Origin of the sequence: Tunturibacter psychrotolerans (assembly GCF_040359615.1) — a bacterium.
Taxonomy (GTDB): domain Bacteria; phylum Acidobacteriota; class Terriglobia; order Terriglobales; family Acidobacteriaceae; genus Edaphobacter; species Edaphobacter psychrotolerans.
The window spans coordinates 4742689-4765823 of sequence record NZ_CP132942.1; the positions used below are offsets into that span (position 1 = coordinate 4742689).

Consider the following 23135-nt stretch of genomic DNA (forward strand, 5'->3'; position numbering starts at 1 on the left):
CAATCCGCAGCACAGGCCGCAATCATCTGTGCTTCAATCTCGCAAGATCTCGCAGATACTCCTTCAAGGGCCGTGCCGGCCTTCCCCAGAAGACCTCTCCAGCCCCGCGCATCTTCTTCCCACTCAGCACGCCGGCACCACCCCCAAGAATCACGCCCGCGCCTACGGTTGCGTGCTCTCCAATTCCAACCTGACCACCCAGAATCGCACCATCCTCGACCACACTCGACCCCGAGATCCCCGTCTGTGCCGCAATGATCACGTTCTTGCCGATCACGCAGTTGTGCCCGATGTGTACCAGATTATCGATCTTCGTCCCGCGCCCAATCCGCGTCTGCCCCAACGCTCCGCGATCGATCGTAGTATTCGCGCCAATCTCCACATCATCCTCGACGATGAGCCTTCCCTGCTGCGGAAAGATCAGGTACTCCCCTGTCTCGTCGCTCCGCACATATCCAAACCCCGTTGACCCCAGCACCGCCCCCGCCTGCACCACCACGCGATCCCCCAACACCGTCCCTGCGTAGATCGTCACCCGCGGACCAATCTCGCAACCACTCCCAATCACCACGCCATCTCCAAGCACGGCTCCCGGCCCGATGGAAGTTCCTACGCCAATCGCAGCCTTCTGCCCCACCACCGCCGAGGGATGCACTCCCTCGCGCACACCACCACCGGCAAGTCTGCGCGCCACCACTGCGAACGCATACCTCGCATCCTTCACCCACAAAACCCGCGGATCGAGCGGCAGCTCCGCCGACTCCAGCTTTCTGCTGGCAAGGATCACACCAGCCTTCGAGGCCAACGCCCGTCCCAGCGTCTCGCCCTCCACGGCAAACACCACCGAGTTTTCCTGGGCGTCCTCGATGCTTGAGACCGCCGCAACCTCCACCTCCAGCAGCGGCGCGCTCACCCCAACCCAATCCGCCACCTTGCTCATCGTCGCCATCAGTAGATCCCCTCTTCTCCCGGCGGTCGCGTCTTCCATCGCCGATGCATCCACAGCCACTGATCAGGATACTGCCGGATAGTCCGCTCAATCGCTGCGGTAAACGCCGCTGTATTTGTAACTACATCCGTTTCAGAATCGCCGGTACAGACCACCTCAAGCTCTTTGCCAAAGCGCAGCACATATTTCTGCTCGCTCTCCTCCCACAACAGAAACCCCGGCACCACCGCCGACCCCGTCTTCGCCGCAATTCGCGCCATTCCCGACGCCGTACACGCCTCCACCCCGAAGAACGGTACGAACACTCCCTGCGGCGGTGTCATGTTCGTATCCATCAAAATTCCCACTGTCTCGCCCGCTCGCATCGACGCAATCAGCCCCCGCGCAAAGTCATCCTTATGAATCACCCGATTGCCATGCAGGCACCGAATGCGATTCACAAACTCATCCACCAGTGGGTTATCCAGCCGACGAATCACCATCCCCATCGGCATCCCCATCAGCGAGTGATAAAAACTGGACAGCTCCCACGCCCCCAGGTGTCCGGTCAACACCAGCACTCCCTTCCCGCGCTCACGGGCGGCCACATAGTTCTCGAGCCCCTCATAGCGAATAAACCGGCTCGCCCCCTCAGGCGTATATCCCGACATCAGGCAGAACTCCGCCAGCAGCCTCCCCAGATTGCGATACACCGAACCCAAGATCTTCTCTCGCTCCCCCTCCGGCATCTCCGGAAATGCAAGCTCTAGATTCCGAACACCCACCCCCCGAAGCCGACCCAACCCATGAAAAGCCACTCCCGCGATGCCAGCGCCCACCGCTCTGGCCAATCCTCGTGGCAACAACCGCATCAGGTGGACCCCGCTCCACACCACGGCAAACTCAACCCGTTCGCGGAATGTCACCTCCGCGTCAATCTGCTCTTTTTGCGTGACTTTGCTCAAGCCTCTAGTCTACCGATTCCAACCCCAGCCGCAGCAAAAACAGAAGGGGCGGCCGAATAAGCCGCCCCTCCGCAATCAAACAAGAATTTCGTTACTTATTCCGAGCAGCTACAAAGTACTTCGCCACCGTCCGCACGAAGGGACGAGCCTCAACCGGCGTCACCTGCTTGCCGCCAAGGATCTGGTCGAATCCGATGTCCGTTCCATACAGAGCGCGTGTGTCATCCTGATTCTGCGACAACACCGTACCGTCCAGATTGATACCTGCGAACAGCCCCTTGCTACGCGAGTAGCTCAGGAACTCTGCATTCAACTTCCAGTCCGTTCCTGCCTGCGCATTGCGTCCCACAGGACCAGCCGCAGCTGCAGCATCCGCGCCCAGCTTGAACTTGTTCTTCAACATGTCTTGCAGACCCTGCTGGTTCATTGCCACCAGTACCAGGTCGGTCGCCTGTCCACCAATCTGAAATCCAAAGCTTCCACCAGCGAGCTGAACGCATACAGGTGCGCTCCACTTTCCGCTTGGCGTACGGCAGGTGGCAACGCCCTGGCCATACTGTGCACCCACAACGAAGGCACCCTTCTTGTAACTCGGAATCACCACGACGCACGATGCGCCAGCAAGGATCCCACCCGGTATTGCCTTGTCCGGTGTCGCCATAATCTCGCTAATCACCTGGCCCGCAGCCGTAAGACGCTCTGCCACCTTTGACTTGTCGCCCTCCGCCTGTGCCGACAGAGAACCAGCAATCATCGCCAAACCACACAGAGCCACCGAAATTTTCTTGAGCATTATCGTTATCCCTTTCACGTCTATCGTTCTGGATTTTGGAGGGGGCCCAACAAGCTGCCTATTTCCAACAATATATAGGACGGCTGAAATCGACTCGAGGTTGTCCACTACACGACGGGAATAGCATACGCGGAGATACACCTACACACGCAAAAAAAATGGGGGTTGTAGAGATAATGTCGGTAGAACTCCGACGCTATCTCTACAACCCCTCTCCCAGGTCTGTGTTGCTTGTTAGTACTTTGCTCCACATTACCTTCGATCACAACGGTACGAAGGTGGGTACACCTTTGAGCAGGTTTTGTTAACTTAATGGTTAACAAGATAGTGTTGCGAAAGTTAGGCTTAAGTAGACATGTATCAACACTTGCTAATCGCCAAGGCAAAATGGCCGCCTCGAATCACCAAATTTTTTCATCAAAATTTAGGTTAACTGCTTCAACAACAGCTTCTCGTTCACCACCTGAACCGACAAGGCGATCCGGTTATCAACCCCAACCTTCCGCATCAGGTTGCCGACGTGCTTTTTCACGGTATTCACGTCGATCCCAAGCTCGCGCCCGATCGCCGGATTAGGATGTCCCGCGGCCAGTAACCGCAGCACTTCCAGCTCCCGCTTTGTAAACTTAGGCACCTTCGCGGGCTTGGCGGTCGCCTTCGATTCTGCCGAGGTCGACTCCAGCAACCGCGCCATTACCTTGCGCGGAGCCCACACCGACCCATCCTGCACGATGTCGATCGCCATTCGGATCTCGCTCTCCTTGGCAGAATGGGCCAGGTAACCCTTCGCCCCGGCGCCAATAATGCGTTGGATATGATCGTGACCTTCATCAAGCCCCAGCACGATCACCCTGAACCGTGGACGGCTTCGACGAAACGTTTCCAGCAGCTCGAAGATGTGCTCCGTACAAGCCGAATCGATCAGGATCAGCGATACGCCCGACGCGTCCAGCGCCCCCGGGACCGACAGAGGAACGATCTCCACCGAGCCCCCTTCGGGGAAGATCGTCTGCAGCCCCAACACCCGTAAAGGGTCTGCCGCCACAAGACCGACGCGCAGGGCCCCCTTGTCCTTCTTAACCTTCTTGTCCTTCATCGACTGTGCAGCCCCTTTACTCAGCATCCTGCATTTAGTAGGCCGTCATCAGCGCTTCAGAAGATCGTAACCCGTCTACAGCTTCGGCAAAACGATTCCCTGCTGATTTTGATACTTTCCTTTACGATCCGCGTAGCTGACCTCGCACACCTCATCGGATTGAAAGAACAAAATCTGACACAGCCCCTCGTTCGCATAAACCCGAGCTGGCAGCGGAGTTGTGTTGGAAATTTCGAGAGTTACAAAACCCTCCCACTCCGGCTCGAACGGCGTCACGTTCACGATAATCCCGCATCGCGCATACGTCGATTTACCCACGCAGATCGTCAGCACGTCGCGAGGAATTTTGAAGTATTCAATCGACCGCGCCAACGCAAACGAGTTCGGAGGAACGATCACGCTCTCAGCCTGCACCGTCACAAACGAGCGCTCATCAAACGCCTTCGGGTCAATGATCGCGCTGTTGACGTTGGTAAAGATCTTGAACTCGTCCGAGACCCTCAGATCGTACCCGTAAGAAGAGAGTCCATACGAGATAACACCCTCTCGAACCTGTTTTTCGCTAAACGGAGAGATCATTCCGTGCTCGTTCGCCTGCTGGCGAATCCAACGGTCGCTTTTAATTGCCACTCTGGTGCCCCTTCGGTCCTGCTTTTTGAAATTTCTTCAATTCTCGCAGATGGTGGTATCCCTAATTGTCGCAGAAGGGTGTAAATTGGGTGCGTTAGTCTCCCAGGTCCCATTGCGTCATTAGATTCTTCATCTTACGGTAGCGTTCTTTCGTTGACAATCTGAGTTTGAGTTTCTAACATCACCGTACTACCAGGTCAGCATCCAGTTTCAAACAAATTACAGCCCAAGGGCGGCCAAGATGATTAAGCAGGATCTCATACAGAGGGTGGTGGAAAGAACCGGCCTTCCCAGGACAAAAGCAGAGTCAGCTGTCGATGCGATCTTTGAAAGCATGAAGGCGACTCTTATCGCGGGCGACCGCATTGAACTCCGCGGATTTGGTGTATTTACCGTCAAGCCGCGCAAAACCGGAATCGGTCGCAATCCGCGGACCGGAGCCGAAGTCACCATTGCCCCAGGCAAGGCAGTTCGCTTCAAGCCCGGCAAAGAGTTGCACCTGCTCGACTAAGCACCACAACATCTCCTGCCGCACCGGCGTCCGGGAGTTGTCTGCAACACACCTCCCCAACAATTCATGGCAGCGATGCAGCGTCACATCAGGTGAACCGCATCCACGTCGACCACAAGGTTCCGGCGCGCGATCTCCTGCGTCTCCGCATAGGCGAGCATCGCCCGAAGCGTCTCACCCAGTGTCTGCCGCCGCTCCGCCTTCAACACGAAGTGAAAACGATAGATCCGCTTCAGCTTCACAATCGGCGCCGCGGCTGGTCCCAGCACCCTCACCTTATCCAGCCGGGCTTTTTGAAACCACCGCCCCAGCGTTCCCGCCCACGCTGTAGCCTCCTCCAGTTTTTCGCTCTGGATCACCACGTTCGCCAGCACTGCAAACGGCGGATAGTGCATCCATCGCCGGTACTGCATCTCCTTCGCCACAAACCCCGGGTAGTCATGCTTTGCAGCAAACTGAATCGCATAGTGTTCGGGATGATATGTCTGGACCAGCACCTTGCCGATCAGATCCCCGCGCCCTGCCCGGCCTGAGACCTGGGTCAGTAGCTGAAATACCCGCTCCGCCGCGCGAAAATCCGGCAGCCCCAATGCAAAGTCCGCCCCAATTACCCCCACCAGCGTCACTCCATGAATGTCATGCCCCTTAGCGATCATCTGCGTGCCCACCAGCAGATTGATCTCGCCTCCATGAAGCCTCGCCAGCAGCCGTTCCATGTCGCTCCTCCCGCGCACGGTATCGCGATCCATCCGCCCGATCCGCGCCGTCGGAAACAGCTCCTGCAATCTCTCCTCGCCCTGCTGCGATCCCGCCCCCAGAAAATAAAGATGTTCGCTCTCGCACTTCGGACAAGCCTTCGGCACCGACCTGCGAGACCCGCAGTAATGACACTCCAATCGCTGCCCCGGCTGCGCAATCGCATCGTTCCCACTCACGGGCTTGTGGTAAGTCATCGAGACCGCGCAGTTCTCGCACTCGATCTTCTCCCCGCAGCTCCGGCACAGCACCGTCGACGAGTACCCCCGCCGGTTCAACAACAAAATCACCTGCTCACCACGGTCCAACGTGGCTTGCGTCTCTTCAATCAACCTCCGTGAAAAGATCTGCTCCTGCCCGGTCTCGCGAAACTCCTCCCGCATATCCACTAACTCCACCAGTGGCATTGGCCTGTCCGCCACGCGAGCGCGCATCTCCACCCGCGCATATCGACCCTTCTCCGCATTCGACCAGCTCTCAAGCGACGGTGTCGCCGACCCCAGCACCACCACGGCCTCATTGAACTTCGCCCGCATCACCGCCACATCACGCCCGTGATACCGCGGCGTCTCCTCCTGCTTGTAGCTCGAGTCATGCTCTTCATCGACGATGACCAACCCCAGATCCACCATCGGCGCAAACACCGCCGACCGCGTCCCCACGACGATCCTCGCCTCACCTCGCCGAATCCTGTGCCACTGCTCAGCGCGCTCATCAGGCGTCAGTTGCGAGTGCAGCAACGCCACCTCGCCGCCGAATGCCGCGACCATCTGCCCCGCCATCGCCGGCGTCAATCCAATCTCCGGTACCAGCAGCAGCGCCGACTTCCCTGCATCAAGCGCCCTCTGCATGGCAGCAAAATAAACCGAGGTCTTCCCGCTCCCCGTAATTCCGTAGAGCAGATGCGGCCGAAACCCACCCCTCTCCATCGCCGCCGCAATCGTTCCCAACGCTTCCATCTGCGCCTCATTCAAGGCGTGTTCATGCGCATGCTTCTTCCCATGCGCCCCCACGCCGCCCAGGTGAAACTCCTCCGCGACCTCCTCCACCACCACCAGCCCACGCTTCACCAGCGTCCCCAGCGTAGACTCAGGCACTCCCGCACGCGTCAGACTCAACCGCAGATCGCGCACGCGCATTCGCCCACCCACTGCCGCAAGCTCCGCCAGGATCGCCGTCTGATTTTCATTCAACTTCGGCAGCCGCGCCTCTGCCACCAGCACCGCCACCTTCTCCAGCCGCCGCGCGTCTCTCTCCTCCGCAATCACCTCGCGCAACAGCCACTTCTTCCTGACCATCCCCTCCAGCAGCCCTTTATTCGCCCCCGTAGCCGACCGCAGCGCCGACATCTTCGCCGCCTCCCCGCCCTCCAGATAGTTCAGCACCGAGTACTCGCGATCCTGCTCCTCCACCGACAGCTTCGACCGCCGCGAAGACCCCTTCATCGCGCCCTCATACAGCACCTTCCTCCCCTGCTCCGCGATCCGGTAAGAGAAGTGCCGCTTCACCTCCGCCGCCAGCGGCAGCATCCCACGCAACACCTCACCCAGCGGCGCAACATAGTATTGCGCGATCCACCCAGCCAGCTTCATCAATTCTTCCGGCAGCAGCGCCGCATCGTCGAGCACCTGCTGCACCGGCTTGATCTCGAACTCCTCCACCGGCGCATCCTCGTGCACCCTCACCACCACACCCATCAGCCTCTGCCCGCTGAACGGCACCAGCACCCGCGCTCCCACAACCGGCACCACACCGTTCACCGCGTAGGTAAACGTCTGGTCCAGCGGCACCGGCAAAGCAACATCACAAAACAAAGCCATCCCACCAGCTTAGCCGACCAGACCACTGCCGATCTCCACCCGACTCGTGACGAGTCTACGAAACAGCCTTCTCCCGCTGCGTTCCCCTCCAGTGCGCGGGCGGAACACCCTCCCACACCCGAAACGCCCGCACAAACGAATTCGAATCCTCATACCCCAGCAGGTGCGCCGTCTCGCTCAACTCCAGAAGCGAGTTCGTAAGATAGTGCCGCGCCAGCTGATGCCGCGCCTCTTCCAGCGCCTTCTGAAAACTCGATCCCGCATCCTGCAAACGCCGCTGCAGCGTACGCGAGCTGATATGAAGCTCACGCGCAATCTCCTGCATCTTCGGACGACTCCCCGTAAGCTTCCGCTGAATCGTCGCGCGAACACGCTCAGGAAAACTCTCCTCGCCCTTATGCTGCTTCAACTCCTCATCCAGCTGCGGCGCAAGCATCGCCAACAGCTCCGCGTTGCGAGTCACAAATCGTAGCTCAGCATCCGACGCACGAAACACAATCGCATTTCGCGCCGCGCCAAACACAACCGTGCAGCCAAAGTGTCGCTCGAGCGATCTTGCATTCGCACGCGGTCGCTGCAGCTCAAGACGCACCGGGGAAATCCGCATTCCCGTCCCATGCCGCGCAATCGAAAGCACCCACGCGAAGCACAGATCGGTCAGCACCGCGGGCTCGGTCTCATTCGCCAACAGCCAGCGAAACTGAATCGCCCACTCCTCATCACCCGGATCAAGCACAACCTCTTCCGGACACGAGAGCTGTTTATAGCGAGCGATCTGCCGCATCGCCTCCCCAAAGCTGCTCGTCGAAAGAGCCGCAAGCACCACAGGATCGAAGTGCTCCGTCTTGGTCTCCGTGCCCAACGCAAGCCCGATGGCGGGGTCTGGGCTCGCCTGCCCAATCCCCCGCCACAGCGCAAAAAACTCTTCGGTCGATAGGAGAATCCGAGGTTGATCGAAGAGTCCCGAAGGCAACCCCGCACTCTCAAGAACAGAAGACACACGGACTCCCGATTCGTTCAACTTCGACGACAAACGGCCGGGAACCCGAAAGTGTTTGCTCATCGTGAAACTACGCCCCGCCCTTCAGAGATGCCATATCGATGACGAACCGATATTTCACGTCCTGCTTCAGCAACCGCTCGTAAGCATCGTTGACCTTCTGGATAGGAATCTTCTCGATGTCCGCCGTGATGTTGTGTTTGCCGCAGAAGTCCAGCATCTCCTGTGTCTCCGCAATACCGCCGATCGGCGAACCCGAGAGACTGCGACGACCAAATAACAAGTTGAACGCAGACACAGACAACGGCTTCTCCGGCGCGCCCACGAGGCAGAGATTTCCATCGCGACGAAGCAGGCCCAGATAGGCGTTGATGTCGTGGTCAGCCGACACAGCATCGAGAATAAAGTCAAAGCTGCCAGCATGCTTCGCCATCTCGTCAGCATTGCGAGAGATCACGACCTCATCCGCTCGTAAACGCAGAGCATCGTCCTTCTTGTTCGGCGAAGTCGTAAACAGGACGACGTGCGCACCCAGCGCATGAGCAAACTTCACGCCCATATGGCCGAGTCCGCCGAGCCCCACAATGCCGACCTTCTTGCCCTTCGTCACGCCCCAGTGGTGCATCGGCGAGTAGGTCGTAATGCCCGCGCAGAGCAGAGGTGCAGCGCCCGCAGGATCAAGGTTGCTGGGCACCTTGAGAACAAATCTCTCGTCCACGACAACGCTGTCCGAGTAGCCTCCGTATGTGACTCCGCCGGTGTGCTTGTCAGGAAAGTTGTAAGTCAGCGTCATATTGTGGCAGAACTGTTCAAAGCCCGCTTTGCACTCCTCGCATGTGCCATCCGAATCGACCATGCAACCCACCGCAACAACGTCGCCGGTCTTGAACTTCTTTACCGCGGAGCCGGTCTTGGTTACACGCCCCACGATCTCGTGGCCCGGAACGCAGGGGTAGACCGTGGGCAGCGCACCGCTCCACTCGTTACGTGCCTGGTGAAGATCAGAGTGACAGATCCCACAGAAGAGAATCTCGATCTGCACGTCTGTTTCGGTTGGATCGCGCCGCGCGATCGTTGTGGATGCAAGCGGCGATGACGCACTGGCAGCAGAGAATGCTTTTGCGTTGTACATGGTTCAAATGTAGACCTTCACCGTTGGTCACTGATATGCGAAACACGCCATTCTATATGCAGAATACGCCCTCATTTTTGGATTCAAAAATATTTGGTTAACCATAGTCGGACACGGTCAATGATCACTAAAGACGCACCGTCACAAGCTTCTCCGCTGTGCCCTTCCAATGGCTCAGCAAGTAGGACCGACCTTCGCTGGCATCATCGCTCCGCAAACGCTATCCTTCTCCCACTATGAAGAAGAAAGCCTCACCCTCGCTTCTGATCCTTCTTCTCCTCGCCGCCTGCAATCCGCCCCCTCGGCCAACGCCTGAGCCTACCCCTCGCCCCACTGCGGCAGCCGCGCAGACGATCGAACCTGCAACTGTCACCGACCAGCCTTTCGACTACTACCTCCTCAACCTCTCCTGGTCGCCAGAGTTCTGCCACTCACACCCCACCGCAACCGAGTGCGCCCAGCGCCCCGCCTTCGTCCTCCACGGCCTCTGGCCCCAGAACACCAACGGTGGCTATCCGCAGAACTGCTCCACCGACCCCGGCCCGCGCGACCCTTCCTCCTACTCCGACATCTATCCCGACCCCGGCCTCCTTCGGCACGAGTGGCGCACCCACGGTACCTGCTCCGGCCTCTCCCCCGACGCCTTCTTCACGCTCGCCCGCACCGCATACAAATCTGTCGCCATTCCGCCGACGCTCACCCAGCTCGACCACAAGATCTCGCTCACCCCCAACCAGCTCATCGACCTCTTCCAGACGGCGAACCCCTCCATCCCCGCCACCAGCCTAGCCATCAGCTGTGGCAACAACTACCTCACCGCAGTCGAGGTCTGCCTCGACAAGCGCGCCCATCCCACCCCCTGCGGCCCAATCCGCTCCTGCCGAGCCAACTCCGTCCGAATCACCCCACCATAAATTTCGTAGCGAAACACCGGCAGTCTCTATGGCAGCGCACTACTTCGATACAGGCGCAGGAGCATCAAGCTCCTTGAGTTTTTCCGTGGCCTCAGAGCTATTCGGATCCTTCTTCAGCGCCTTGTTATAGTTCTCACGAGCCAGCTGCTTATCACCTGATCTCGCATAAATCTCACCGAGAGTCGTATAGGAGCTGCTCGAATCAGGGTAATTCTGGATATTCAGCTTGATCAGCGCAGTCGCTTCCGGCAGGTGTCCACTTTGCATCAGGTGATACGCCCAGTCATTCATCGCGCTCTCGTCGAGTTTGAAATCCGGCTTCTCCTCTTTCATGGAGCTATAGATCTCAGAGGCGTGATCGAACCCCAGCCGCCCCAACTCCGCGCGAAATGACTCGAGCGACGCTGGTATTCCCTTCGCTGCCCGAAAATCCACTCTCAACAAGTGCGGCGGCGCGCCATTCTCCGCTGGCGTCTTCTTCAAAAAAGCGAGCGCAGTCGCGTCATGCTTCAGATAGGCGTCGAGAAAATTCACCGTGTAACGCGATATCCAGGCATAGCCAATGATTCCGTCTTCGCGGCTGTAGTCTCCCTTTTGCGCCTGGGCATACCCCTTCCAGATATCTTCGTTGCGTTGAAACATCGAGCTGTGTTCCGTGTGCGTCAGAGCAAGATCGTGAACCGTGATAAGGTCGCCATGCGTCCACGCATTAAGAGCGTTGGGGCCCGTCTGCGAAGGACCAGAATGATTTCGTTCCGAATCTTCAAGCGAGATCTCACCCTGCGTAAAGAACAGCAGCGGAAGAGTCATGTCCTCAGGATGCACCTCTCCCGAATCCTTGATGAGCCCAGGAAAGTAGCGCATCGAACCATCGAGTGCCACAAGCGCATCAATCCGCGAATCTCGAGCAGCGGCAAACAGGTTCGAGAGCCCTCCCCAGGAAAAGCCCGCTACCGCAACCTCAGACATATCGGTGTCAGGTAGCGTCTGAGCGTATCCAATAAGAAAGGAGATGTCGCGAGCCTGCGTGCGCACGCCAGCTACGTCGCCCGACATATCGCGTGTCGTAGTGCCCATATCAGGACTTGCGATCACAACGTATCCGTGGCTCGCAAGATACTCGCACAAGTCCGCGTTCTCCCACGACATCGAAGAGAAGCTCGGCGCGTAGATCACAACCGGGAAGCGCCCTGCGGTAAGCGGCGCATCGCGTCGAGCCCACATGGCGTCCTTCAGCGTAGGCTTTATCCCGTCAATCCACTCCTTCCAATCAGGCGACAAGTCGGGTTTGCCGAAGCTGGTCTCGGTCGCCGCCAGCTGGGCATAGTCGCCTACGGTCATTGCCTTCTCAGAAGTTGACTGTGCGGGATACCAAATAAGCGTCTGAAGCGGCCGCGAGCGTTCTCCAGTCAGTGGCTTGCCAAGCTCATCGGTCGCAGGTCGATAGGTTCGCGAAGTGTCGTACTGTTCAACGACCTTAAGGCCCACTGCGTGGGGACCCGGTTTCTCGGTGAAGTGAAAGGTAGTCTGCGCGCAGGCCATAGAGGCCAACAAAAAGGGAGCGATTCTAATACCGTTCAAGCGCACCGGTTCTCTCCAGTGTCCACGGCGGCGAAGGTTGGCATGGGACTCATTCTATAAGCAAGAATTTAAGGTCCTCGTACGTACGTTCGCACCTGAATGCCTGGCAGAATTCATTTTGAGCTGCCGCGCAACTTGAGCTCCGGCACAACCAAAGTTATCTCTGGTTCCGTTGTGGGAACAGCCGTTCGTTTCAAGTTGCCCACAACTCCGTTTTCAGGGAACGATCATACGAGGTCAGAGAATTGCTACGACCGACAAGCCGTCTTGGCGGTACTTTGCAAGAAAACCGTGTAAATGAATCAGAATTCCGCAACTATGTTGAAATGGATGACGTCTCACCGGGTATCCAATGCCGATCCGTCCTACCCTCTTCGCGATACTCCTCGCCGTAACCTTCCCGGCTCTGCCTCAAGCATCTTCGCCTACGTTGACGGCCCGGACACAGCTCGTCATCGTGGATGTTGTAGTTACAGATAACAAACAGAACCCTGTTCACAATCTCACCTCCTCGGACTTTACCGTACTCGAGAACAACGTTCCCGAACGCATCAAGAGCTTCGAGGAGCACACGACCGCAAGCCCCGCCAAGCCCGAGCCACCTCTCGTTCTACCACCCGGCAACTTCACCAACTACACAAACGTCCCTGCGGGTGCCCCCCTCAACATTCTTCTGCTCGACACCCTAAACACACCGAACGACGCCCAGACTTATGTCCGCAATCAGATTCGCCTTTTCCTCAAGAAATCTCCGCCGAACGTCCCCCTCGCGATCTTTGGTCTCAGCACACACCTTTGGCTTCTGCAGCCATTCACCGCAGATCCCCGCCTGCTCCAGGCCGCGGTTGATCACAAGATTCCGAGGACCTCTTCGCTGATGGACAACGCAGCCACGGGCGACAAATCCGACACCCTCTCTCTAGAGATGTCAGTAGGGCATACGCCCCCGTATATCGTCCAGCGCATGCAGCAGTTCGAAGCCGAGCATTCCTCCGATAACCTCCAACTCCGGACGCGATACACACTCAACGCACTGAATCAGATGGCCCGTTACCTCGCCGGTCTACCTGGAAGGAAAAATCTCATCTGGTTTTCCGGCTCGTTTCCCATCAGCATCCTGCCCGACGACAATATCCTCAACCCCTTCGCGATTGCCGCAGACTCCTCGGATGAATTTCGCCAGACTACGGACCTGCTCGCCAAGAGCCAGGTCGCTGTCTATCCGATCGACGCTCGCGGCCTCGCTGCCCCGTCCGTATACTCCGTCGAAAGCTCAGGCGTGCAGTACAACCCCACGCTCGACCCCAATCAAGGTCGTAACCAGGACGTCTTTACGAACCATCTCAACGATTCCATTCGCCAGAACGCAGATGACAACTCCACCATGCTCCAGATGGCCGAACAAACCGGTGGCCATGCCTATATCAACACCAACGGTCTCGCAGATGCTGTCGCTCAGTCCATCGAAGCCGGATCCAACTACTACACCCTTACTTATTCCCCAACCGACACCGCCAACGACGGTAAATTTCGCAAGATCCAGCTCAAACTTCGACGCAACGGCTACTCACTCGCATACCGTCGCGGTTACTACGCCGCTGCTCCCGTTCCCGCCCAAGCTCCAACGCCAGTTACAGTCTCCAACACCACTTCTCACTTCGTTCCACTCGCAGCCTTGCCTACGGACCATGTGGCCGACCCCATGCACAACGCGATGATCTTCGGCTCTCCCGTTCCCACCCAAATCACCCTCAAGGTTCTCATCCTTCCCGCCGCCGGCCATCCGGAAGACAGCCTCGCTTCCGGCAATATTGCCTCCAGAAACATCACAGGCCCGTACCGCCGTTATGACGTCACCATCGCCGCCGATCCCAGCGCGATCATCTTCACCCAGGCGGCCGACGGCAACCATCACGCCAGCCTCCTCTTCCGCACCTATGTCTATTCGAGTGACGGCAGGCTCATCAACGCCTCCAACAGAATCGACGATTCAGACCTAGCGCCTGCACTCTACGATCGCGCCCTTCACACTGGTCTCTTCTTCCATCAGGAGATCAGCGTGCCTGTCAAAGGAGAGTTCTACCTTCGTATCGGAGTCCACGACGATGTCGCCGATCACGACGGTGCGGTCGAAATCCCCGTCGACAGTGTTAGAGATCTGCCCCCTCTTAATTCGCCACCGGTTACCCAACCACTGGCACGACGGCACTGACGTGCTCTCTTATCCATAAGCAAGGTCACCTTCTAAACCATCGCAGATGTGGATTGATAACCCAAACGCGCTTCTGTTTCCTAATCGGAACCTCCTATGGGAAGTCTTGCGCACATCTCCCGAAAGTCACGTTTTCGGAAACCTCAGTCCAAACTGACGTTAGTTTTCAGGCTTCAAATATGGCACTGGTAACAACTACCTCATTCGGTACTTAGAGCAAATGGCACGCTCGTCCCTTCCAATCAAGACGAAAACATCTGTCAAGCCCCATAAGCCCATAAGCCAAGCCGAATCAAAGACATAAGCGTGGCGTATTAGTTACCTCCCATCTCGTAAACTGAATAGAGATGAGAATAAGCCCGAGCGTTTGCGCGGGCTTTTCGCCATTAAGCACCTAAACCCTTTGGCTGGACGAATTTAGCCGCAACCCTTTTATTTAGACGAATTTGGAGAGGCCAAAAAATGGATGTTACTCAAAGAAAGGAACTTAGACCAGACGACCCCGGGGGGCCACCCCACCGTCAGCCACGGCTCGCGCCCTTCAGCCCCATCTCCGCCATCACCCTCTGCAGATCCTTCCACGCCTCACCCTTCATCCCCGGGTCACGCAGCAAAAACGCCGGGTGGTACGTCACTGCAAGCTTCGCTCCCCTACAACTATGCCATTTGCCCCGCAGGGCGCTCAGGGACTGCTTCACACCCAGCAGGTACGTCGCAGCCGTAGACCCCAGCGCTACGATCACCTGGGGCTGCACCACGTCGATCTGCTGCAACAGAAATTGATCGCAGGTATTCGCCTCGACCGGCTCCGGAACCCGGTTCGCCGGCGGCCTGCACTTCACGATGTTCGCGATATAAACCTGCTCCCGCTTCAGGCCCATCGCCTGAATCATGTTGTTGAGCAGTTGCCCAGCCTTACCGACGAACGGGATTCCCGAGGTGTCTTCATCCGCGCCCGGTCCCTCGCCGACAAACATCAACCGCGCATTCGCATCGCCATCGCCGAACACAATCGTTCGCCTGCCCGCATACGCCAGCGGGCAACGCGTACAGTCGCCAATCTCAGCACGAATCGTAGCCAACGCCTCAGCCTTATGCGCCGCATCCACCCGGGTCGCAGGCAGGGGAACAAGATCGTCGAAACTCACAAGCTTCGCAATCGGAGGCTCCAGAAATTGAGGTCGACTTGGGGCAGGAGAACTTTGGGCAGCAGCAATTGGAACAGGAGCAGCTTGACGTTCGACGACCGCCGCCTTCGTGGGCAGCGATTGCGTCTCCACCACAGTCTCGGCAACAGCAGCTAGATCAATCGCCGCCACCGAAGGAACAACAACGTCATCGCCATACACCGGTTCGCCCTGACGATAGAAGTCATAGACGCCGATGTCGCGAAGATATTCCACGTAAGCCCGCAGCTGCTGCTCTGCTTCACCTGCCATGGCTCTATGGTATCGCGGTTATTGCGGAGGAAGATCGACCACTGGCTCTACAACACGCTCCGGGAGAACAAACTTCACATGTCCCTGCTTGATCTCATCCTGTGCTACGCGGCAAGCCTTCATCGATTTCGCCACGATCAGAGGAGAGGCGCCAGACTGTAGTTGCCGCGCCCGACGCGCAGCACCTTTAACCAGGCTGTACTTATTGTGGAATGCATTTTCAATCGTCATGCGTTTCACCCCGATGCAGAAGTTATAACTCACCCGGGCGAAAAGCCATACACAATTCGTGGTGAATAACTAGTACTTATTCGTGAAAGGTACTCAATGCGGCTTTTAACCGAGGAGAAGCAGCATCAGTTCTGCAACTCGATGCCAGCGTCTGGACCCCGTCCCGCTCGCCGCGCTCGGACAGAACAATCGCTCGCATCTCAGCAACAGCCTGGTCGAGAACATCATTCACCAACGCATACTTGTAGTCCCACATCCGCTTCAACTCTGTCCGAGCCTCGGCTAGTCTGCTCTGAATCACCTTCTCAGAGGTCACATGTTCCGCCTCACTCCGGTTCCGCAGCCGCATCTCCAACACCACCGGACTCGGCGGAAGAACGAAGATCGACACCGCGTCCGGCATCTTCTTCATCACCTGCATCGCGCCCTGCACATCGATGTCGAGCAACAAGTCCTTTCCCGCATCCTTCGCATGCGCCAGCGCAGACACTGCCGTCCCGTAGTAGTTCCCGAAGACCTCCGCCCACTCGAGAAAGTCTCCCGCGGTAATCATTCGCTCGAACTCTTCCCGGGTCGTAAAGTGATACTCCCGCCCATCGGTCTCCGACCCCCGTGGCGCCCGCGTCGTATACGAAATCGAAAAATCCAACCCCTCCACCAGCGTCCGCAGCTGACTCACCAGCGTCGACTTTCCCGAACCCGACGGCGCCGAAATGATAAAAAGTATTCCTGCCATGCGCCTCAATCACCTGTTCAATTTGTTTCTGCCAGTCTAACAATCGAACCCAAAAGAACTACTCCAGATTCTGAACCTGCTCCCGCGCCTTCTCGATCTCTGCCTTCATCTCGAGTCCCAGTTCCGTAATCCGCAGACTGTTCTCGCCCGCCGCTCCGCTGGTCTTCGACAGCATTGTGTTCGCTTCGCGATTCAGCTCCTGTAGCAGAAAGTCCAACCGCTTGCCCAACTCACCACCTTCTTCCAGCATCGCCACAAAGCGCTCCACATGCGTCCGCAGCCGAACGATCTCCTCCTCGATATCGCTCTTCTCCGCCAGCACAGCAGCCTCAGCCAGCAGCCGCTCCTCACCAACCGGAACGCCCTGCGTCAACTCCATCAGCCGGCTCCGCAGCCGCTCGAACTGCGCCTCGCGCACTCCATTCCTCAAGCCAGCCATCTCCTCCGCAAACGCCTGCAGCCGTAACATCGAAGCCTTCAACTCCGCGGCCAGCGAAGCACCCTCAAGCGCTCGCCCCTCGTTCAGCATCCCAATCAACGGCACAATCTGCGCGAGCACTGCCGTCTCGAGTCCCTCAATCTCAGCCGCTCCACCGACGCTCTCAGAGCTCATCACACCCGGTATTCGCAGCATCGAATTCAGGTCCGGCTCGCTCTCCACTCCATGCAATCTCGCAGCCTCGCGAAAGGCCTGTATGTAGGCCTCCAGCAATCCCGGGTTCAGCTGGATCTCAACGTTTCCTCTGCGCTCCAGCTGCAGCGTTACTTCGATATGACCACGCCGCAGATTCTCCTTGAGCATCCTGCGCAACTGAACCTCCAACCCATCGCAGGAACCAGGCAGCCGGAGGTGAAGATCCAGAAACCGGTGGTTCACACTCTTCATCGCTAACGTAAAGGCAACGCTATCCTGCGTCGAACCACGCAGACTGGCGTACCCGGTCATCGAATAAATATCCCTCACGCAATCCCCTCCAACCCGACCTGCAAAGCGCCTTCGCTGCTGGCCGGGGCAATGTCATCTTCGCTAAATTGCATGTTGTAAAGCCGTCGATAGGTCCCTGATTGCTGCATCAGCTCGTCATGCGGGCCGATCTCCGTGATTCTCCCACCTTCAATCACCGCGATCCGAGAGGCTCGCCGCACCGTCGACAGCCGATGAGCAATCACAAACACAGTCCGTCCTTGCATTAGATTTGCCAACGCCGCCTGGACAAACTGTTCACTCTCCATGTCGAGCGCCGACGTCGCCTCGTCCAAAATCAAGATCGGCGCATTTTTCAAAATCGCTCGCGCAATCGCAAGCCTCTGACGTTCTCCCCCACTCAGCCGAGTACCTTTCTCCCCGATCATCGTGTTGTATCCCTCAGGCATGTTGAGAATGAACTCATGCGCCAGCGCCATCCGCGCCGCCTCTTCCACTGTGCTCATCGGAACATCCGGCTGACCGTATGCGATATTGTTCCGCACCGTGTCATTGAACAACACCGTCTCCTGCGTCACCTTCCCAATCTGCTGCCGCAGCGACGCAATCGTCACATCGCGAAGGTCGTGTCCGTCCAGCAAGATCCTTCCTTCATTTACATCAAAGAATCGAGGAATCAGGTTCACCAGAGAAGACTTGCCTGCGCCACTCGGTCCCACAAACGCAATGACCTCCCCGGGCTTCACATTCAAATTGATCCCACGTAGAACCTGCTTCACCTCTCCATCGCTCTCATAGGCGAAGCCGACATCTTCGAATCGAATCTCTTCGTTAAATCCCTTCAACACAAAAGCGCGCTTTTTCTCCTGCACATCATCCTGCGCGTCCATAAATTTGAAGATCTCTTCGCTCGCACCGAGCGCCTGTTGAAAGCTGTTATAAAACAGCGCAAACTTCCGTACGGGATCGTAAAGCGTAAACACGGCGATGAGAAAAGAAATAAAGGACCCGATCGTCATCGAGCCGCTTTTGATGCGTTCGCGCCCGAGCAGTAGCAGCAGAGCTATCGCAACCGAACCCAACCCATCCATCAGAGGAGAACTAATCGCCTGCACGCTAACCGACCGCAGGTTGGCGCTGAATAACCGCCGTGCCGCGCGCCGAAAGCGGTTCATCTCCCACAACTCCATCCCGAAGGCCTTCACGATTCGATTGCCTGTAATCGTCTCGTGAAGAATGTTTTGTATCTCCGCCAGTTTGTCCTGCCCTTTACGCGTAGTCTGCCGCACCCTGCGTCCAATACGTCGCGCCGAGGAGATCACCACAGGAACAAAAAGCAGCAGCACCCAGGCAAGTTTCCCACCATAAAAAATCGCCACGCCGATCATGAAAATCAGCGTGAAGATCTGTTGTAGAAACTCGCCGAGCACACTCGACATCGCCGTCTGTACACGCTCAATATCGTTGATCAGTGTCGACAGCAAAGTGCCCGTCGTGTGTTTCTGAAAGAAACCCACCGACCGTCTCAATACCGCGTTGTACAGGTCATTGCGCAGATCGGTAATCATCCCGAAGCCTGCGTAGTTCACCAGGTACGTCCCCGCGTAGTCACATACCGACTTCACCAGCGCCGAGACCACCAACGCGTACGCCACCACCGTCCACGCATTGTGGAACGAACTGGGCACTAAAAAGTGCAGATTTAGAGGTCTTCCAAGAATGGGTACATGGGGAAATGCCAACACGTCATGCGTATAAGCATCCGGACTGAGCACATTGTCGAAGATCGGCTTCACCAGCAGTACGCGGAATGCAGCCATCGCGCCGACCACTGCCATCAATACCACCGATGCTAAAGAGTACAGAGCATACGGACGAACGTACAGCAGCAATCGCCAGATGCGCCTCAAGCCGTCACTCTCCCGATCGTTGCCATCACACTGCGCATCTTAGTATTCTATTGCGCCCTTGCAAATCGTGACCTGTTACTTGGGCATATCGCGGTGCGCGGTGTTCACCCGATACCCTTCCTGCGCCAGTCGCTTCTTCATCTCTTCCGCAATAAAGACCGACCGATGCTGCCCTCCTGTACATCCAAACGCCACCGTCAGGTAGCTCTTCCCTTCCTTGATGTAGTGAGGCAAGAGAAACTTCAACATCTCCGTTGTCTTATCTAGAAACTCCTTCGTCTGCGGAAACTGCAGCACGTACTTCGCCACCTTGGGATGTTTTCCCGTCAGCTTGCGAAACTCCGGTACAAAATGAGGATTCGGCAGAAAGCGTACGTCGAATACAAGATCCGCCTCTGTAGGCACACCATTTTTGAACCCGAAGCTGTTGGACGAGATCACCAGGCCCCGGCCAGTCTCCTCACGTTCGAACTGCGAGTTGATATGCGCTCGAAGGTCATGCACGTTAAACTTGGTCGTATCCAGCACGATATCGGCAACGTTGCGGATGGGATCCAGCCGCTTACGCTCTGCTCGAATCGACTTCACCACTGTATCGCTGCGTCCCATCGGATGCGGTCGGCGCGTTTCAGAAAATCGCCGAATCAGCGCATTCTCACTAGCCTCCAGAAACACCACCCGTGTCGGGAGCACTTTGCGAACCTTCTTTAGAATCGCCGGAAACTCATCGAGCCGCATTCCCTCACGTACGTCGACCACCAGCGCTGCACGTTTGATCTCCGCCGACTGTCGCACAAGATCCGCGAAGCGCGGCACTAACTCCAGCGGTAGATTGTCGACTGAGTAATAGCCCAGATCTTCAAATGTCTTCAGCGCTGACAGCTTTCCCGACCCGGAAAGCCCAGTCAGAATGACCAACTCTCCCTGATGTTTCGGAAGCACGGCCTCCACTACCTTCTTCCTGCTTGTCTTCGCGGACGACCTCACAGAACTCTTCCTAACCTGCTTCCTCGCCATGGAGAAATCCTAGCACCTCGGCTTAAGGAACCTCGATCAGCTCCATCTTTCCGTCGCGCTTGCGATAGAGCACCATTGCCTGTCCCGCGTGGTCGCGAAACACAAACACCTCGCGGTCACGAAACGCGGCCTCTTTCACCGCCTCTTCCACCGACATCGGCCTCAGCGCAACCGCATCATTTGAGCGCACCACGTGCGGCTCCGCAAGCGGCGAGTGCGACGGAAAGGAATGTACCAGCATAGGTACCGCCTTACGCCCAACGCTGGTCTTTGTCGCCACCTTCACCACGGCAGTCTTCCGCGCAACCGGCGACGCAACCCCAGCCGCCGAGGCCTTCGAATCTGACTTCGGATGCCGCTTGATCGTCCCATACCTCTTCTTATGGCGGATGGCCTGCTGTTCGATCTTCGCGAGCGCGTCATGCAACGCGACGATCATCTCGGTATCCTCGCACCGCGCCACCATCTTCTGGTGTTTGGTCTTCACCGTCACTTCGGCGATCTGACGATACTTGTCCGTGGAAAGAATCACATGCACGCTAGCGGAGTTGCCGACAATCTTCGCAATCGCCGCCAGCCCTTCCTCAGCCTGCAACTTCAATTTCTTTGTGATGGTCGTCTGTCTGCCGGTGTACTCCACGTCCATACGTTCACCTCGTCCCTGCGATCGATTCGTATCTCTCGCAGACGATCAGCGTACACGACGTTGGTGCGTGCTTGGAATCTGCATATCTTCTCGGTACTTCGCAACCGTTCTGCGGGTCACCTGAATCCCTTGCCGCTGCAGCTCAGCCGCCAGCTGGTCGTCGGTCAAAGGCTTGCGCTCGTCCTCTTCTTCAATCAGCTTCTTCACCTTGCGCTTCAGCAGGACCAGCGGCAGATCGCCGCCCTCCGGCCCGTTCACTCCTTCGGAGAAGAAAAAGCGCAGCTCAAACACTCCCTGCGAAGTATGAACATACTTGTTCGCCACCGCGCGGCTGACCGTCGAAGGATGCACTCCTATCTCCTCGGCAACCTCCTTGATCATCATCGGCTTCAGCGCATTCACCCCATGCTCTAGAAACTCCTGCTGCCGCCTGACGATCACTTCGCAAGTCCGCACGATCGTATTCTTCCTCTGCTCAATATTTCGCAGCAGCTGGATCGCCGACTTGTACCGCTCCTTCACATACTCCTTGACTTCCTTCTCCGTCTGCTTCTGCTGCAGCATCTTGCGATAGCCCTGATTCAACCGAAGCGTAGGCATATCCTCTTCATTCATCAATACGACATAGACATCATCGCGCTTCACAAAAGCAACATCTGGCTCGATGAGCCGCGTTTCGCTTTGGTTATAGCGCTGCCCCGGCCTCGGATCGAGCGTCCGGATAAACTCAACCGCAGCATTCACGTCATCCGCCGTGCGTCCGCAGCTCCGTGTCAGCTCGCGCATATCTTTCTTTTGCAACAACGGCAGGCAGTTCGTCACGATGTGCGTCGCGATGCTAAACACGTCTTCGCGACCGGGATTGTCGACAGCTGCAACCGCCTCTACCGCACCATAATCTTCTTCGCTGGCCGCACCATTTTTTGCCGCCGCCGCAGCCGCCGTGTGAGCCTGCTGACGTCGAAGCACCAACGCCGCTTCACCCTGCTGGGCGCATATCTGAATCAGCAAACACTCGCGCAAATCCCTCGACCCCACTCCCACCGGATCAAGAAAATTCACCACTTTCCGCGCCTCGCGGACAGCGGCTAAAAACGCCCCAACCGTCTCGTCCGACGCAGCCGCTAAATCGACCGACCCATCCTGCACAGCGCCGTCTTCCACACCGCCGACCTCCGGAATATCCCACACATGCGGCGGCTTGCTCCTGGTTCCCCGCTCAAATGGAATGGGCTCCGACCGTTCCGGCTCCCGCATCTGCATGAGAGCCTCGACCAGCTCCTCGTCGCTCGCCGTCAGATACCCATTCTCGTTCAGATTCCCTACGACGAGCTCTGCAGCCGCCCGGACCTCTGGAGTCAGCGTCAACGAACCCAGTTGCCACGCCAGATGATCGCTCAAAGTACTCGGTTGCGAAAGAAAGTTCTCGAACGATGGCTTGTCGTACTCTTCAAAATTGGAGGCTGTACGAAAACCCGGATCGAGATAATCCTGAAAGTAGCTGCCAAAATCGATCTCATCGAACGGGTCCTTTTCTACCCTCTCGCTCTCCGCCGCAACCTCTTCGGCCGATCGCTCCCGGTCCCCTTCAATCCCCGCTCTCTCGTCGAGCGAAACCACCGTCTCCTCTAGCTCCTCCAGCACCGGATTCTCCACCATCTCGGTGTTGATCATCTCCCTGAGCTCAAGCTTGTTCAACGCCAACACGCTGACCATCTGCACCAGTCCAGGCGTCAACACCTGTCGTTGCGAGACTTTCAAGTTCAGCTTCGGTTGCAGCAGCACGTTAACCCCTCTTCGACTTGATCACTTTGACGTTGCTCTGAATGTATGCCGTTTGGCACGTCTCGTGCTCATTGTGCAATTAATTACAAACAGAACGCTATTCCCCTT

General features: G+C 57.3%; 20 protein-coding genes. 3 read left to right on the top strand and 17 right to left on the bottom strand.

The genetic code is table 11. The features are described 5' to 3' along the window. Positions 1-22: 22 nt before the first annotated feature. From lpxD to dcd, 5 genes are all read right to left on the bottom strand, one after another. Entirely contained in the window at positions 23-988 is a 966-nt protein-coding gene (gene lpxD, locus RBB77_RS19965; RefSeq protein WP_353063472.1) for a UDP-3-O-(3-hydroxymyristoyl)glucosamine N-acyltransferase, read from the bottom strand. After that, positions 949-1800: a lysophospholipid acyltransferase family protein gene (locus tag RBB77_RS19970; protein WP_353067675.1), complete on the bottom strand. Its 852-nt coding sequence runs from the start codon at positions 1798-1800 to the stop codon at positions 949-951. Before RBB77_RS19970 ends, lpxD begins: the two co-directional genes overlap by 40 nt. 184 nt (positions 1801-1984) lie before the next feature. Beyond that, entirely contained in the window at positions 1985-2686 is a 702-nt protein-coding gene (locus RBB77_RS19975) for a lipid-binding SYLF domain-containing protein (protein ID WP_353063473.1), read from the bottom strand. A gap of 424 nt (positions 2687-3110) precedes the next feature. Next, positions 3111-3782, bottom strand: coding sequence for a response regulator transcription factor (locus RBB77_RS19980; protein WP_353063474.1), 672 nt, complete (start codon positions 3780-3782; stop codon positions 3111-3113). A 75-nt stretch (positions 3783-3857) separates the two neighbouring features. After that, entirely contained in the window at positions 3858-4412 is a 555-nt protein-coding gene (gene dcd / locus RBB77_RS19985; RefSeq protein ID WP_183810299.1) for a dCTP deaminase, read from the bottom strand. Between the two features lie 241 nt (positions 4413-4653). On the opposite strand from dcd, the gene RBB77_RS19990 reads away from it, so the two are divergent. After that, entirely contained in the window at positions 4654-4923 is a 270-nt protein-coding gene (locus RBB77_RS19990) for an HU family DNA-binding protein (RefSeq protein ID WP_158943184.1), read from the top strand. 83 nt (positions 4924-5006) lie between these two features. On the opposite strand, the gene priA is transcribed toward RBB77_RS19990, so the two are convergent. The 3 genes from priA to RBB77_RS20005 form a co-directional block, all read right to left on the bottom strand. Continuing rightward, positions 5007-7499, bottom strand: coding sequence for a replication restart helicase PriA (gene priA, locus RBB77_RS19995; RefSeq protein ID WP_353063475.1), 2493 nt, complete (start codon positions 7497-7499; stop codon positions 5007-5009). 55 nt (positions 7500-7554) lie between these two features. Continuing rightward, positions 7555-8499, bottom strand: a complete 945-nt coding sequence (locus RBB77_RS20000) for an AraC family transcriptional regulator (RefSeq protein WP_353063476.1) — start codon at positions 8497-8499, stop codon at positions 7555-7557. A gap of 70 nt (positions 8500-8569) precedes the next feature. Then, complete coding sequence (locus RBB77_RS20005) at positions 8570-9631, bottom strand: NAD(P)-dependent alcohol dehydrogenase (RefSeq protein ID WP_353063477.1); 1062 nt, start codon at positions 9629-9631, stop codon at positions 8570-8572. Positions 9632-9867: 236 nt separating this feature from the next. Here RBB77_RS20005 and RBB77_RS20010 point away from each other — a divergent pair, with 236 nt between their 5' ends. After that, complete coding sequence (locus tag RBB77_RS20010; protein WP_353063478.1) at positions 9868-10545, top strand: ribonuclease T2; 678 nt, start codon at positions 9868-9870, stop codon at positions 10543-10545. 39 nt (positions 10546-10584) lie between these two features. Here the strand turns inward: RBB77_RS20010 and RBB77_RS20015 are convergent, their stop codons facing one another. Beyond that, a complete protein-coding gene (locus RBB77_RS20015) occupies positions 10585-12126 on the bottom strand; it encodes a tetratricopeptide repeat protein (RefSeq protein WP_353063479.1) in 1542 nt (513 codons plus the stop codon). A gap of 352 nt (positions 12127-12478) precedes the next feature. On the opposite strand from RBB77_RS20015, the gene RBB77_RS20020 reads away from it, so the two are divergent. Beyond that, the gene (locus RBB77_RS20020) at positions 12479-14338 is read left to right on the top strand and encodes a VWA domain-containing protein (RefSeq protein ID WP_353063480.1); all 1860 of its coding nucleotides are present in this window, start codon (positions 12479-12481) and stop codon (positions 14336-14338) included. 521 nt (positions 14339-14859) lie between these two features. On the opposite strand, the gene RBB77_RS20025 is transcribed toward RBB77_RS20020, so the two are convergent. From RBB77_RS20025 to rpoN, 8 genes are all read right to left on the bottom strand, one after another. Continuing rightward, on the bottom strand, positions 14860-15777 hold the full coding sequence (locus tag RBB77_RS20025) for a uracil-DNA glycosylase (RefSeq protein ID WP_353063481.1): 918 nt from the start codon (positions 15775-15777) through the stop codon (positions 14860-14862). Between the two features lie 18 nt (positions 15778-15795). Further along, positions 15796-16008 (bottom strand): DNA-directed RNA polymerase subunit omega, encoded by a 213-nt coding sequence (gene rpoZ / locus RBB77_RS20030; RefSeq protein WP_353063482.1) that lies wholly within the window; start codon positions 16006-16008, stop codon positions 15796-15798. Between the two features lie 76 nt (positions 16009-16084). Next, on the bottom strand, positions 16085-16744 hold the full coding sequence (gene gmk, locus RBB77_RS20035; RefSeq protein ID WP_353063483.1) for a guanylate kinase: 660 nt from the start codon (positions 16742-16744) through the stop codon (positions 16085-16087). Between the two features lie 58 nt (positions 16745-16802). Continuing rightward, positions 16803-17708 carry a YicC/YloC family endoribonuclease gene (locus tag RBB77_RS20040; RefSeq protein WP_353063484.1) on the bottom strand — a complete coding sequence of 302 codons (906 nt, stop codon included), beginning with the start codon at positions 17706-17708 and terminating at the stop codon, positions 16803-16805. After that, positions 17705-19579, bottom strand: coding sequence for an ABC transporter ATP-binding protein (locus RBB77_RS20045; protein ID WP_353063485.1), 1875 nt, complete (start codon positions 19577-19579; stop codon positions 17705-17707). Before RBB77_RS20045 ends, RBB77_RS20040 begins: the two co-directional genes overlap by 4 nt. A gap of 75 nt (positions 19580-19654) precedes the next feature. Then, a complete protein-coding gene (gene rapZ / locus RBB77_RS20050) occupies positions 19655-20596 on the bottom strand; it encodes an RNase adapter RapZ (protein ID WP_353063486.1) in 942 nt (313 codons plus the stop codon). Positions 20597-20618: 22 nt separating this feature from the next. Further along, positions 20619-21242, bottom strand: a complete 624-nt coding sequence (gene hpf / locus RBB77_RS20055) for a ribosome hibernation-promoting factor, HPF/YfiA family (RefSeq protein WP_353063487.1) — start codon at positions 21240-21242, stop codon at positions 20619-20621. A 45-nt stretch (positions 21243-21287) separates the two neighbouring features. Continuing rightward, entirely contained in the window at positions 21288-23027 is a 1740-nt protein-coding gene (rpoN, locus tag RBB77_RS20060) for an RNA polymerase factor sigma-54 (protein ID WP_353063488.1), read from the bottom strand. Positions 23028-23135 lie beyond the last annotated feature (108 nt).

What these genes read in the sequence shown, in the direction of transcription:
- lpxD (WP_353063472.1), bottom strand. Translation starts at nt 988, where the DNA reads ATGGAAGACGCGACCGCCGGGAGAAGAGGGGATCTACTGATGGCGACG.
- RBB77_RS19970 (WP_353067675.1), bottom strand. Translation starts at nt 1,800, where the DNA reads ATGCGGTTGTTGCCACGAGGATTGGCCAGAGCGGTGGGCGCTGGCATC.
- RBB77_RS19975 (WP_353063473.1), bottom strand. Translation starts at nt 2,686, where the DNA reads ATGCTCAAGAAAATTTCGGTGGCTCTGTGTGGTTTGGCGATGATTGCT.
- RBB77_RS19980 (WP_353063474.1), bottom strand. Translation starts at nt 3,782, where the DNA reads ATGAAGGACAAGAAGGTTAAGAAGGACAAGGGGGCCCTGCGCGTCGGT.
- RBB77_RS19990 (WP_158943184.1), top strand. Translation starts at nt 4,654, where the DNA reads ATGATTAAGCAGGATCTCATACAGAGGGTGGTGGAAAGAACCGGCCTT.
- priA (WP_353063475.1), bottom strand. Translation starts at nt 7,499, where the DNA reads ATGGCTTTGTTTTGTGATGTTGCTTTGCCGGTGCCGCTGGACCAGACG.
- RBB77_RS20005 (WP_353063477.1), bottom strand. Translation starts at nt 9,631, where the DNA reads ATGTACAACGCAAAAGCATTCTCTGCTGCCAGTGCGTCATCGCCGCTT.
- RBB77_RS20010 (WP_353063478.1), top strand. Translation starts at nt 9,868, where the DNA reads ATGAAGAAGAAAGCCTCACCCTCGCTTCTGATCCTTCTTCTCCTCGCC.
- RBB77_RS20020 (WP_353063480.1), top strand. Translation starts at nt 12,479, where the DNA reads ATGCCGATCCGTCCTACCCTCTTCGCGATACTCCTCGCCGTAACCTTC.
- RBB77_RS20025 (WP_353063481.1), bottom strand. Translation starts at nt 15,777, where the DNA reads ATGGCAGGTGAAGCAGAGCAGCAGCTGCGGGCTTACGTGGAATATCTT.
- rpoZ (WP_353063482.1), bottom strand. Translation starts at nt 16,008, where the DNA reads ATGACGATTGAAAATGCATTCCACAATAAGTACAGCCTGGTTAAAGGT.
- gmk (WP_353063483.1), bottom strand. Translation starts at nt 16,744, where the DNA reads ATGGCAGGAATACTTTTTATCATTTCGGCGCCGTCGGGTTCGGGAAAG.
- rapZ (WP_353063486.1), bottom strand. Translation starts at nt 20,596, where the DNA reads ATGGCGAGGAAGCAGGTTAGGAAGAGTTCTGTGAGGTCGTCCGCGAAG.
- hpf (WP_353063487.1), bottom strand. Translation starts at nt 21,242, where the DNA reads ATGGACGTGGAGTACACCGGCAGACAGACGACCATCACAAAGAAATTG.